At 52.5% G+C, this 13,144-nt stretch carries 11 protein-coding genes; 5 read left to right on the top strand and 6 right to left on the bottom strand.

The window, feature by feature from the left end:
* The 4 genes from FYZ48_RS12975 to FYZ48_RS12960 all read right to left on the bottom strand — a co-directional run bounded on the left by FYZ48_RS12975 (position 1) and on the right by FYZ48_RS12960 (position 4,892).
* Positions 1-678, bottom strand: a complete 678-nt coding sequence (locus FYZ48_RS12975; RefSeq protein ID WP_187782007.1) for a dual specificity protein phosphatase family protein — start codon at positions 676-678, stop codon at positions 1-3.
* A gap of 115 nt (positions 679-793) precedes the next feature.
* Positions 794-1,738 carry a twin-arginine translocase subunit TatC gene (gene tatC / locus FYZ48_RS12970; protein ID WP_149341000.1) on the bottom strand — a complete coding sequence of 315 codons (945 nt, stop codon included), beginning with the start codon at positions 1,736-1,738 and terminating at the stop codon, positions 794-796.
* Between the two features lie 289 nt (positions 1,739-2,027).
* Positions 2,028-3,821: a hypothetical protein gene (locus FYZ48_RS12965; protein WP_149340998.1), complete on the bottom strand. Its 1,794-nt coding sequence runs from the start codon at positions 3,819-3,821 to the stop codon at positions 2,028-2,030.
* Positions 3,822-4,028: 207 nt separating this feature from the next.
* The gene (locus tag FYZ48_RS12960) at positions 4,029-4,892 is read right to left on the bottom strand and encodes a tetratricopeptide repeat protein (protein WP_187782006.1); all 864 of its coding nucleotides are present in this window, start codon (positions 4,890-4,892) and stop codon (positions 4,029-4,031) included.
* 540 nt (positions 4,893-5,432) lie between these two features.
* Between FYZ48_RS12960 and groES the strand changes: the two genes are divergently transcribed.
* From groES to FYZ48_RS12940, 4 genes are all read left to right on the top strand, one after another.
* Entirely contained in the window at positions 5,433-5,750 is a 318-nt protein-coding gene (gene groES, locus FYZ48_RS12955) for a co-chaperone GroES (protein ID WP_145036124.1), read from the top strand.
* Between the two features lie 98 nt (positions 5,751-5,848).
* On the top strand, positions 5,849-7,450 hold the full coding sequence (gene groL, locus FYZ48_RS12950; protein WP_149340994.1) for a chaperonin GroEL: 1,602 nt from the start codon (positions 5,849-5,851) through the stop codon (positions 7,448-7,450).
* 269 nt (positions 7,451-7,719) lie between these two features.
* The gene (locus FYZ48_RS12945; RefSeq protein ID WP_149340991.1) at positions 7,720-8,976 is read left to right on the top strand and encodes an argininosuccinate synthase; all 1,257 of its coding nucleotides are present in this window, start codon (positions 7,720-7,722) and stop codon (positions 8,974-8,976) included.
* Positions 8,977-9,093: 117 nt separating this feature from the next.
* On the top strand, positions 9,094-9,789 hold the full coding sequence (locus FYZ48_RS12940; RefSeq protein WP_149340989.1) for a metallophosphoesterase family protein: 696 nt from the start codon (positions 9,094-9,096) through the stop codon (positions 9,787-9,789).
* Between the two features lie 28 nt (positions 9,790-9,817).
* On the opposite strand, the gene FYZ48_RS12935 is transcribed toward FYZ48_RS12940, so the two are convergent.
* On the bottom strand, positions 9,818-11,236 hold the full coding sequence (locus FYZ48_RS12935; protein WP_149340987.1) for an aldehyde dehydrogenase family protein: 1,419 nt from the start codon (positions 11,234-11,236) through the stop codon (positions 9,818-9,820).
* Positions 11,237-11,580: 344 nt separating this feature from the next.
* Between FYZ48_RS12935 and FYZ48_RS12930 the strand changes: the two genes are divergently transcribed.
* Entirely contained in the window at positions 11,581-12,012 is a 432-nt protein-coding gene (locus FYZ48_RS12930) for a hypothetical protein (protein ID WP_149340984.1), read from the top strand.
* A gap of 24 nt (positions 12,013-12,036) precedes the next feature.
* Here FYZ48_RS12930 and rlmN read toward each other — a convergent pair whose 3' ends face one another.
* Positions 12,037-13,143, bottom strand: a complete 1,107-nt coding sequence (gene rlmN / locus FYZ48_RS12925) for a 23S rRNA (adenine(2503)-C(2))-methyltransferase RlmN (RefSeq protein ID WP_149340982.1) — start codon at positions 13,141-13,143, stop codon at positions 12,037-12,039.
* Position 13,144 lies beyond the last annotated feature (1 nt).

Raw genomic sequence — 13,144 nt, 5'->3', positions numbered from 1 at the left:
TTACTTCCCAATCACAGGGATCTCGGCTGGCGGCTCATACCAGTCGACTTTCTGTTCGAGCCGTTTGGAAAGCTCTGCCAGGTTCTGGTTCAGGTAATTGATGAGTGCCTGGTCTTTGTGTGGTTTCCAGTCGTAGAGCAGCAGTTCCCGATACGCTTCTTCAGGGGACTTTTTCTGGACCAGCATGCGATAAGCGGCAACAACACCACCGGTTCGCTGTGCACCAGCGGCACAATGGACCAGAACCGGTTTACCTGCTTTTTCACAACGCATGAGTTCAGCAACCGCTTCCGCGTAATCGTCAACATCGCCGGTTCCGTCGCCAATCAGATGCAGCACCTGGTGGTCGATGTGCAGTTTCTTAGCGGTTTCCACTTCGGTTTTCAGGTAAGGCTTCTGTAAGTCGCTGCCGTTGAGTGCGATGACCTTTTCGATTTTGTTTTCCCGCAACACGGGCTCAATCAGGTGACTGGAGATCTGGCCGCTGCGGTAGATTTTACCCGGTTCTACGACGCCAAAGCGTTTCGCTACCAGGCGGTCTTCCAGCAGGCCCTCCCAGAGCAGGACTCCGCCACCAATCAGTGCGCACACCAGAAGGGAGAATTTAATCAGTTTATGTCGCCGAACTGGTTTCTCGGCGGTTGGCACAGGCGCATCCTGCTCAGTGCTGGTACTCATGGTCTTCCTCATTGATTCGAGTACAGTATCGCTTTTCCAGGGAATCCTCACCCCGGGATGAAAGCATTGTAGTCCAACCTCGCGCCGTCTGAACAGGGGAAATTCAGCCTCTGTTTCAGGGGGTATCTGGCGATTCAAAGGGGCTGGCGTTGGCGCTGGGGAAATATTTGCACATCGCGATTCCCAGTCCATAAAGTAGCAATAACGGCAGCATCATCAGCAGCATACTCATCGGATCAGCGGGGGTCATCAGCATCGAGATGATGGAAATTACGAGGATGGCCATGCGGGTTTTCTCGATGTAATCTTTGACTTCGAAGACGGAGATGCGTTCCAGGAAGAGCATGATCAGTGGTAACTGGAAGCTCAGACCGAACATCAGGGGGAGTGTAATTGCAAAGCTGATCCATTCCGAAAGCCGGATCTGTGGATTCACGCCCAGCAGTTTGTTGAACCCAAGCAGGAAGTTGAGCACAAACGGAAAGACCGCATAGAAACAGAACAGGGCACCACCGAGAAATAGAAAGATACTGATCGGGAGGTAGATATAGACATACTTGCGTTCATGCGGGTAGAGCCCCGCAGCCACGAACAGCCAGATCTGATAGATCACCCAGGGACTGGCCATTACCAGTCCGGCGACAAAAGAGACCTTGAGGTAAATTGTGGTAAACGCTTCTTGAACCGCCAGCGTTACCGGCTCTGCCATCGTGTCTTCGAGGTTATTGAGCCGGTACTGATAGTCCTGCAGAATTTTCTGCAGCGCCTTGTTTTCCGCAGAGGGATTCTCCTGGGCACTCAGGCTCGCGATCAGGTCTTCAATGCTTTTCTGCTGTTCTGGCGACTCTTCTTCAGGGAGCTTGTCCAGGTTGTACTCTTTCAAAGCAGAATCGATGGGAGCCCGTACGACCGCAACGATTTTATGTCCGATAAACAGGGCCAGGACCACACAGATCGCCAGTCCAATTAATGCCTTCCAGAGGTGGATTCGCAGGGCTTCGAGGTGATCTCCGAAGCTCATCGTCGATTCGTCAAATAGATCGTGAGACTGTGGTTTCATCAAACTATGTCATTCTGGAGTGACCAATGCCCGGCGGTACCACGATCAACAGTTGGACTGTAAGGTGAACGGCCATGGCATCGATGAGATGAGTGGGTATGGTTCAGAACAATTGGGATACTGTCACTGGCTCCCGGCAATCCAGCTCGCTTCAGGAACTGAATCAGGAGTACCCACTCTGGTTGCCCGCTGGATGAGCAGGAGGGAAGAGCGGTCAATACAGACTTTATTGTAAACAACCAGACAGGGCTGTCAACCAGCGACTACCGACTGAGGCCGATTTCCGTGATTATGGGACCGCTGGTTCGGCCGGTGCTGCATCAACTGCAGGGTCAGCAGGACCCTCACCAGCATCAACAGCGGCGGGTTCTGCGGCCGGATCTTCCGGGGCCTGAGCGTTCGCATTATTATTCAATTCAGTGAAGATCATGCTGACGGCATGGTAGACGAGTCCAATTTGAGTGAGCGTACTCGCTATGAAAAACAGGGTCCAGAGCATCATCGTGCCACCGATTTCCTTGTCTTTCTTGGCATAGATCCAGCCCATGACATATGCGTAAATTGAGACAAAGAAACCCAGAATTGCAAATCCCAGCCCTTCTTTCTGCTTGATCTGGGCGAGCACATTGAACAGACAACCGATCTGAGCGACCCCCATGATGATAAGCAGAACACGCAACAGAAGCAGGGGCATGAGGGGAATCAGGAAGAACATCGCAATCCCGACGACCACACCGATCCCAATTCCGACCAGTGAAAGCTGCCAGCGGGGAGTCGGGGGACCCGTTTTCTCCCGTTCCGCTTTCGAAACGTATTTGACTTCTTCGAGTTTGGTGATCAGTTGTAAATCCGGTTTGCAGTGAACGGCCAGCAAGCCATTCACCCGGGCGTTGTAAATCAGTGTCGGGGCATAAAACAGACAGGCGAACAGCCAGAGAATCGAAGGCAAGATCAGCACTTTGGGCTGCAATTCGACTGGCTTTTTGCCAACCATGGGACCTTCGACAAAATCTTCGATCTTGTTTTCATCGGCCCATTCTTTCGCGTCATTATCTGCAGCGACGGCCGAGTTATAGCGAACGTTGGAGAAAAATGTATCCAGGTCGCTACCGGAAATGGCTCCGATGGCAGCCAGACAACCGAGGGCCGGCAACGTAGTGACAAAGAAGACAAAGCACCAGAACAAGGCTGGTTTCGCGAGAGTTAAAAACACTCTGCCCAGTTTATGAACCAGCCAGCCCGGTGTGGAATCGGCCACAGTCATATGAGGCATTGCCAGGGGAAACATCAGAAATGTCGGAATGAAACCAACGGCAATCAGCGCGGCACCGATGGGAATCGATCCGTTAGTGATATAGTAATAGCCGATGGTGCCAAACACGGCCTGCGCAGGCAGACTGAACAGCACGATCCAGAAAATGAACTTCATTCCCAGGGCCGAACAGAGGAAGAAGTCAAAGTTGATCCGTTTGAGTTTATCTTTCTTCTGCAAGGCGTAGCGAACGACTTCGGTCTGAATAAACCAGATCCAGCCTGGAACTGCCATAATGGAGACAAAGGCAATGAATCCCCAGAAAGCTCTCGGCGGAGTGCGATGGCACCAGAACATCATGAAGATGGCACTGAAGAAGAGTGTGCTGGCGATAAACGAATACAGAAAAGTTTTGGTTGCCAGCCCCTTATGGTTTCCCAGAAACGTATAAGCATCGCCCCAGGATTTCGAGTAGAACTCTTCGATCGCCGGGCCTTTTCGTCTCCGTTTTTTACGGGTCTTTTCACTCAGTCTACCGGTGGTCAGATTCACGCCACAGTTTGAGCATTCAATATCTTCTTCATCCGCATCGTGTCCACAACGGGGACAGATCCGGGCTTCCTTGTCCTCAATTTTATCGATATCAAAACTGGCCAGAAAATCATCCGTGTCCGCTGACTTGCTGGCAGTCGCAGCCCGTTTCTTCCGCTTCTCGCCAGAGGGGACCTTAACCGGTGAGCCGCATCCTTTGCAGCGTACCCGCTTTCCAGCCGCTTCATCTTTGACAGAAAAGGTGGTATCACATTCTTTGCAATGAACCTTAATGGGCATGAATGACCTTCGAGATGTTGAGAGATATCGCTCGTAGTGAAATTGAGCAGAGTCCACCTGTTAACGGATCCAGCCAGGGACCGGGATGGGTAATGACAGGATGGACTTGCGCATTTTTCTAATTATCAACAGAGACAGGGGCGGTTCGCAAGTGGTCAGTCATGGAAATTCAAGGTCACTCAATTTCTTACTGACAGATCTGACGGGTCAGTTCAGCAAAGGATCATGCTGCTGGACGGCGAGTAATCGTTGCAATTCATGTAAACGGGCGCACGCCTCTTGTTCCGCGTTCCCCTGGCTGTTGCATTGGGAGAAACAGTTGATTGCCCGCTGCAGGCAACGTGCGGCGCGTTTCAGGCGACCGGTTAACTGGAAAACTTCCGCAAGATGGATCAGGTCCTGTCCCAGGGCAGAATGGTTTTGCGTCTGTTGATGGAGTTGATATGCCTTACGCAGGTAGACGATAGCGCGGAGATGGTTCCCTTGTAAACCCTGTAAGATACCAAGGTTGCCCCAGTCTGCGGCCTGGGCATCCGCATCGCCGTCGAGTATCTCTCGGCCAAGCGAAATGTTCAGTAGTTGTTCGGCAAGCTGATAGTCCTGCTGCAAGATCGCGTCGTTTGCCCTGCCTGTCAGATCGCAGGCTGCATGTTCGGACAAATGATGGATTTCTGATTCGAGAGTCTGATGATCAGCGGAGCGAAGGTCCCCCCAGGCGATCGAATATTGCTGAAACTGGGCCGCGAGTTGCGAATATCCCAGTTCACGATAGGCGATCGCCAGGTTGTGGCAGGCAACTGAGCGAAGTGATTTTTCATCGGTCTGGTGTGCATAATCCAGGACCAGCGAGAATGGTTCTATCGCATCAGCAGTCTGGCCCGTCGACAAGAGAAATTCCCCCAGTCCCAGCTGGCGTTGCCAGTCTGGTCCCTCAAATTCGTCTGCATAAAAAAGTGCACGGGCCTCGCCGAACTTTCCCTGTGATGCCAGTTCACGTGCATGCTGGATCAGGGTATTCAGATTCAGGTAGGGGCTGTTGTTGTTAGATGTAGAGGAATATGGCTCAGGCACGTCTCTCGGTCTCCTGTTATGGATCGTGATTGAAACAGAGAGAGAGTGTGCGAGGATCTTGAATAAGAGTGGAGCGGTGTGAACCGCCGCTGATTTGAGAAGATCAGCCCCTGATTGAGAGCTCAGGAATGTCAATGGGTTGGATTTGTAGCGATATTACCTATTTTAACATCTGTGTCAATTTGAATTCCCTGGTTTTCTCTCAGATTATTCAGACTGCCTCTGGATCGGATGCCTCGGAACGTGAATGTGCTGGCGCTGCCAATATGGCAGCGAATTTGAATCGCGCACGACTGTCCGGCAGCAAACCTGACATGTCGTTATTTGGGTGTAATTTCTTAAGTGTATATATATTTTGCTCTTAGAGATTAATCGGCAAATAGGCACGGCGTTCGCATCTGGTCCGGGTACGCTGAGGTCTGCCATCAGATCTGAGCTGAGAAATGTGTTGTTGTGGTCTGGCCTACAGCCACCACAGATCATAAATCACACCGATGTGAAGACATTTGAGTCGAAATCAAAGCAAACTAGGAGATCCCAATGGCGAAGAAGGCTGCCAAAGCAAGCAAAGGCGCCCGTATTGTCCCTCTTGGTGACAAAGTCGTTCTGAAAAGAGAAGTTGCAGAATCAACCACCGCAGGTGGGATTGTTTTACCAGACAGTGCCCAGAATAAACCACAGCGTGGTGAAGTGGTCGCCGTGGGAGATGGACACGTCAAATCTGACGGAACCAAGCTGCCATTGACGGTAAAAGAGGGCGACCGTGTCATTTTCAGCCCTTATGGCGGGGATGAAATCAAAATCGGCGGAGAAGAATACCTGCTGCTCCGCGAAAGTGACATTCTGGCAACTTACTAGGCTGTCATTGTTGTATTACCGGATCATCGCTCCCCGGCTGGGTGAAGCGATGACTCTTCCCTTAATATTTCATACTGCGTACATGGAGATATAGTGAAATGGCAAAAATGATTGCCTTCGATCAGGAAGCTCAGGAAGCGATGCGACGCGGCATCAGCAAGCTGGCAAAAGCGGTTCGTGTCACTCTCGGGCCAAAAGGTCGTAACGTCATTCTCGAGAAAAGCTTTGGTTCTCCAACTGTAACCAAAGACGGTGTATCTGTTGCCCGCGAAATCGAACTGTCTGACAAGTTCGAAGACATGGGTGCCCGCATGGTGCGTGAAGTTGCCAGCAAAACATCTGACATTGCCGGTGACGGAACCACAACTGCAACCATCATGGCTGAAGCGATCTACAACGAAGGCTTGAAGTCTGTTGTTGCCGGCGTCAGCCCGATTGCCATGAAGCGTGGCATGGACAAAGCTGTCGAAGACATCGTGGACAAACTTCACAAGATGTCCATCGAGTGCAAAAACAAAAAGGCCATCTCTCAGGTTGGTAAAGTCGCTTCTAACGGCGATGAAGAAATCGGCAAGATCCTGGCTGACGCTATGGAGCAGGTCGGTAAAGATGGCGTGATCACCGTTGAAGAAGGACAGAGCCTGCAGACCAGCTTCGAAGTTGTCGAAGGGATGCAGTTCGATCGTGGTTACCTCTCACCTTACTTCGTGACCGATCCTCAGAGCATGTCTTGCGAACTGGAAGACTGCTACGTGCTGGTACACGAAAAGAAGATTTCCAACATCAAGGACCTGGTTCCTGTTCTGGAAAAAGTGGTTAACGCCGGCAAGCCGCTGCTGATCATCGCTGAAGACATCGAAGGCGAAGCCCTCTCGACTCTCGTGATCAACAAGCTGCGTGGTACTTTCCGCTGCAGTGCTGTCAAAGCTCCTGGTTACGGTGACCGTCGTAAAGCCATGCTGCAGGACATCGCCATCATGGTTGGTGGTCAGGCCATTTTCGAAGACCTCGGAATTCAGCTGGAAAACCTGCAGCTGTCTGACCTGGGCGTCGCTAAGAAAGTGACCGTCGACAAAGACAATACCACCATCATCGAAGGTGGTGGAAAGCCAGGCGAAATCAAAGCCCGTATCGACCAGATTCGTCGCGAACTGGAAAACTCCACCAGCGACTACGACAAAGAAAAACTGGAAGAACGGATTGCCAAGCTGTCCGGTGGTGTTGCCCAGATCAACGTGGGTGCCGCTACAGAAAGCGAAATGAAAGAAAAGAAAGCACGTGTCGAAGACGCTCTGCACGCTGTACGGGCTGCAGTTGCTGAAGGGATTCTTCCCGGTGGTGGCGTTGCTCTGCTGCGAAGCTCTTCTGCCTGCAAACCAACCGGTCTGTCTGAAGAAGAAAAAGTGGGTTACGAAATCATTCTGCGTGCCTGCCGTGCTCCACTGACTTCGATCGCCAACAATGCCGGCGACGATGGTAGCGTTGTTTGCGAAAAGGTTTCGGAATTGGAAGGCAACATGGGCTACAATGCCGCCACTTCCAAGTACGAAGATCTGGTCAAAACCGGGATCATTGACCCGACCCGCGTGACCCGGTCCGCTCTGCAGAATTCCGCCAGTGTTTCAACCCTGCTGCTGACCAGCGATGCTCTGATCGCTGAAAAAGGCAAGGATGACCATGGCGACGACGACCTGCACTAAACGCAGGTTACGTCCCGTTTTTTAATAGATGCGAAAGCACCCGACAGTAGTTCTGTCGGGTGCTTTTATCATATCTGTTGCGTCTGTGGTGGCTGAACGGTTGTGGAAGTCATCCGGCTTTCAGGCAGCAGATTTCGTATTTTGCGGCTCAGAATGTTAGAATGTGCGCATTGCGGATGCGTTTCGATCATAGTACCATTTGCATCGTTCGCAGATTCCGTCGAATTCGTTTCTTTACTCCTTCAATTCCAGAAGATTGGTAGAATTTCGTGGCAAGAGAAAAAGTAGTTCTGGCATACAGTGGTGGTCTGGATACTTCCGTCGCCGTTAAGTGGATCAATGAAAAATATGACATGGACGTGATCACCTATACCTGTGATCTTGGCCAGGGTCGCGACGTGGATGGAATCAAGGAAAAAGCGATCAAAACCGGTGCCGTAGAAGCCGTGATCGAAGATGTGCGAAACATGTTCGTCGACTTTTTCGTCTGGCCTTCTCTGATGGCAGGCACCATGTACGAAGGTAAGTACCCCCTGGCGACTGCTCTGGGCCGTCCGCTGATTGCACACCGGATGGTGGAAGTCGCGAAAGAACACGGGGCAACCGCTGTCGCACATGGTTGTACCGGTAAAGGTAATGACCAGGTTCGCTTCGATGTCTCCTTCCAGACCCTGGCACCGCAGCTGAAAATCATTGCCCCCGTTCGTGAGTGGAAATGGACACGTACTGAAGAGCTGCAGTACGCCAAAGAACATGGAATCGAAGTTGAAGCCACGAAGGAAAGCATCTTCAGTATCGACCAGAACCTCTGGGGCCGTTCTGTGGAAGCGGGCGTGCTGGAAGATCCCTGGGTAGCTCCCCCAAAAGAAGCTTACAAGTGGACCGTGGCTCCGCAGGATGCTCCCGATCAACCCGTTGAGCTGGAAATCGAATTCGAGCAGGGACGTCCCATCGCCATCGATGGTAAGGAGATGGACGGTGCTGACCTGATCGCACACCTGAATACAATCGGCGGTGAGCACGGCATTGGCCGGATCGACCACGTTGAGAACCGTCTCGTCGGTATCAAGAGTCGTGAAATTTACGAAGCACCCGCTGCCGTGATTTTGCACAACGCACACCGTGAACTGGAATACCTGACACTCAGTCGGCAGTCACTGCGATTCAAAACGTTCGTCAGCCAGACTTGCAGCGATATTATTTACGATGGTCTCTGGTACAGCTCTTTCCATCAGGACCTGATGGGGTTTGTGGAAAAGAACCAGCGGTTTGTTTCCGGAACAGTGCGCGTCTCGCTGTATAAAGGAAATCACACCGTAACCGGTCTGAAGAGCGAACACAGCCTTTACAGTCCCGAACTGGCGACCTACGAAGAAGGCGACCAGTTCCCGCACGAGACTGCCCTGGGCTTCATTCGTATTCACGGGCTGGCACAACAGACACAAGCCCGCCAGCAGTTGTTGAAGGGGGAACCGAGTTCGAAACCGACCCGGATTATGCCCCCCAGTCAATCCGATAAATCCTGATCACACCAACCGGTAATTATCCGTGGTTCAGTTGCGCAGCTCTGACTGTCGCAGCTGACTCCGGAAGCCGGTCCCCCAGGCTGTTTTCAGGTTGACTTCAAACAGGATAGTCGCGTGATGGATCAAACGACTCAGCAAGGACGTACGATTGCGATCGGTGACATTCACGGTTGTGATGTTGCGCTGGGGACGATTCTGTACCATCTGGAGCTCAAACGCGAAGATACCGTCGTCTGTCTGGGGGATGCTGTTGACCGTGGTCCAGGTACCAAGCATGTCATCGAAATGCTGCTGGATCTGAAGTCCACTTGTAAGCTCGTGATGCTCAAGGGGAATCACGAAGAGATGATGCTGGACGGACTCAATGGAGGACGCTGGGAGTCCACCTGGTTGCAGCATGGTGGAAAGGAAGCCCTGGATTCCTACGGGGGACGCTATGACCTCATCCCGGAAGAGCACCGGATTTTCATGGCTACCGCCCTCGATTACTACGAAACGGACACCGACATTTTCGTGCATGCCACAGCTGTGCCGGGAGTGCCGCTGGAAGATCTGACTCCACAGGAACTCCGCTGGGATCGACTCAAAGGGACCGAAGAGCCCGACCCCTCCGGACGAAGGATTATCTGTGGACATACCGCGCAAAAATCAGGTAAGCCGCTGGTCTTTGATGGCTGGGTCTGTCTCGATACAGCCGCCTATCGCGGCAACTATCTCACCGCGATTGACGTCAAGACGAACGAAATGTTTCAGGCCAAGCAGTCCGGAAAATACCGTGAAGGCAAAACCCTGGAACAGTACGTGGTGAAGTAATCCGAATCGGGAAACGACTCGCGGGGGGTCAGTCCGTGAGATGCATTACCACCATCTTTTCTTCACTCATTTCATGAATGGCGTACTTGGGGCCTTCTTTACCGGTGCCGCTGTGTTTCAGACCACCGTAAGGCATCGCATCGGCCCGCCACTGGCTGGACCAGTTGATGTGAATGTTGCCGCTTTCTACATGGCGGGCGAACTTCATGGCCCGATCGATATCCTGTGTAAAGATGCCGGCTGACAGTCCGTAGGTGGTGTCATTGGCCAACCGGACGGCTTCATCGATGTCATCGAAGTATGACAGAGCGACCGCGGGGCCAAAGATTTCGTCTTTGACGACCTGCATTTCCGGCGTAGTGTCGTCCAGAATGGTGGGGGCATAAATGGCTCCCTGTCGCTGGCCCCCGGTAATCAGGCGTGCTCCCTGGCTGACGGCTTCGTTAACCCACTGCTCAACCCGGCTGGCATCCGATTCCCGGACCATGGGGCCGATTTTGGTGCCTTCTTCCAGTTGATTACCGGTCTGCAGCACATCGACTTTGGATTTCAGTAGATCGACGAAATCGGTTTTGACTTTGGAGGAAGTCAGAATCCGCTGTGCCGAGATACAGACTTGACCAGCATTGGCATAGCCGGCCATCGTAATTGCGGTGGCAGCTTTTTCCAGATCGGCATCGTCCATAATGACCACGGGACTATTGCTGCCCAGTTCCATTGTCACACGTTTCATGCCGGCCATTTCACAGATTTTGGTTCCGACCTCGTAAGAACCTGTGAAGCTGATTTTGCGAATGCGGGTGTCGGTGCAGATGGCGCGGCCGATTTCTCCCCCGGGACCGGTGACGCAGGCGATGGCTTCGGGAGGCAGGCCGGCTTCGAGCAGGATCTCCGTCAGCTTCAGTGCAGAGAGTGGCGTGTCGCTGGCGGGTTTGATCAGGATCGCATTCCCCGCAGCAATGGCAGGGCCGACTTTGTGGCAGACCAGGTTCAGTGGGAAGTTGAACGGAGTAATCGCAGCCACGATGCCACAGGGAACCCGCAGGGTGAAGCCGAGTTTGTTTTTTCCGCCCGCGTTTCCTTCCAGTGGAATCATTTCACCGGTCATACGTCGGGCTTCTTCTCCAGAAAGCCGAATCACTTCAGCACTGCGGCTGGCTTCGACTTGACCTTCACCCAGGATCTTTCCGACTTCCAGGCTGATGGTGCGGGCCAGATCGTCCTGACGTTCCAGCATCAGTTCCGCTGCTTTCTGCAGGATCACGCTGCGATCATAGGCCGTCATGGATTTCATGATCTGTGCCCCCCGCTCCAGCACACTTACGGCGTTCTGGATGTCCTCGCCGCTTCCCTGGGGAACTGTATCAATGACCGACTGATCAAAGGGGTTCGTCACATTGATTGACTGTTTGGTATCCTGCCACTGGCCAGCGCAAAACATTTTCATCTTGATCGAAACCTTCCGGAACGGAGTAACTCTGGGGAACAAACGCGTCCTTCAATTTCAGAATAGACGTGCGGCAGGAATCTGACAAGCCAGCGAAAGAACCGATTTTGGTTTTGCAGGGGGAATATGGCCTTAAGCTACTGTCAGTTAAGCGTTTAATGAGGCATGTTGCTGGTGAAATCTGATCTTGGCAGGATTCGGATATTCTGCTAAAAAACGACCCACATTTCATGGGACAGTCTCGTCTCCGAATTCACTTCTCTCCAATCCTCGGTACTGACTCTGTTTCGCGCCAGTGACGCACTCTCCCAACCTTCAAGACCTTTTATCAGACGGAAATGATCATGGCCAATCTACGATCCATGGCACCGTGGATGACATGTATTGTCGTCACGCTGCTGCTGAATACGGGATGTGAAACCATGCCCGACTGGGACAGCGGTATGGCGAGTGGCACACATCGAGCAGAGAAGCGAGTCAGTCAAGCAGAGCATCAGCGGATGTTATTCCTCACCGATCGTGATCCTGATGCGTTGAACTGGATTTTGAAACACCGGCTGCAATCAGGCATGTCACGCGCCAGCGTTGAGAAAGAACTCGGTGAAGAAGGGGAATTCCAGGAATCCTCCAAATGGTTGAAAGCCACCGGTGGTTCATTCCGTACGACAGATGACGCGTACAAATGGGGGCCGGATAAGACCGGTCGCAGCGTCTACCTGATGTTCCGGGACGACGTGCTGGTTAATTTCCATCCCGAAGATTTCAATCTGGATTAAGCCACTGATTCAGTTTCCTGGATTCTATTGAACCTGAACCATTTCCTTTTCTTTTTCCCGGTTCAGACGCAACTGGCCACAGGCGGCATCGATGTCGTCCCCTTTACGCTTGCGGACAGTGACATTCACGCCCCCTTTCGCCAGCGTCATAAAGAAACGATCGACATCGGCTGTGGTGGGGCTCTGGTAGCCGGTCTCTTCTACACCGTTGGCTGGAATCAGGTTCACGTGGGCATTGCGGTGTTTGAGCAGGCCTGCCAGCTCGCGGGCGTGAGCCGGACTGTCATTGACGCCGGACAGCAGGATGTACTCAAAGGTCACTCGTCTGCCGGTGGTGACGTAGTAGTAATCGGTGGCATCCAGGATTTTCTGGATCCCGATTTTATTATTCGTGGGAACGATCTGATCGCGGAGGACATCGTTGGGGGCGTGCAGAGAAACGGCGAGGATGTATGATTTGTTGACGTCCGCCAGTTCCCGGATTTTTGCAGGAAGACCGACTGTAGAGACCGTAATCTTACGGGCACCAATCCCCATGCCACCTTTGTGATTTAATGTATCCAGGGCAGGAATCAGTGCCGAGAGATTGGCCAGCGGCTCGCCGATTCCCATGACCACAATGTTGGAGATGCGTTCGTCTTCATCGATCACGCGGTCCAGACGGAGAATCTGTTCCAGAATCTCGCCCATCGACAGATTCCGGGTCAGTCCCAGCAGTCCGCTGGCGCAGAAGACGCAACCCATCGCACAGCCGACCTGGGTACTGATACAGACGGTATTCCGCTTGGGCTCCCGCATCAGCACGCATTCGACGTGGTGTCCGTCTTCCAGTTCCAGAAGTAGCTTTTCCGTGCGGTCCTTTGCGGTCTGCTGTTTGACGATCGTAGTCGAAAACAGCCGGAAGTTCTCTTTCAGCAGATCGCGAAACTTTTTAGAGATGTCGTGCATGGCGTCAAAATCGTTGACGCGTTTGGTAAAAATCCAGCGACGAATCTGGTCTGCGCGATAAGAAGACGAACCGTGATCGATGCACCACTGGGCAAGTTGTTCCCGGGTGAGATCGGTAATCAGGGGGAGTCGACCTGCTTCGACAGGAGAAGCGGTGGACGGAACATTTTCGGAAGAAAGCATG

This window comes from Gimesia chilikensis, assembly GCF_008329715.1.
Lineage (GTDB): Bacteria > Planctomycetota > Planctomycetia > Planctomycetales > Planctomycetaceae > Gimesia > Gimesia chilikensis.
The sequence above is the reverse complement of the archived record's forward strand: the minus strand, read 5'-3'. Positions and strand labels throughout refer to the sequence as shown.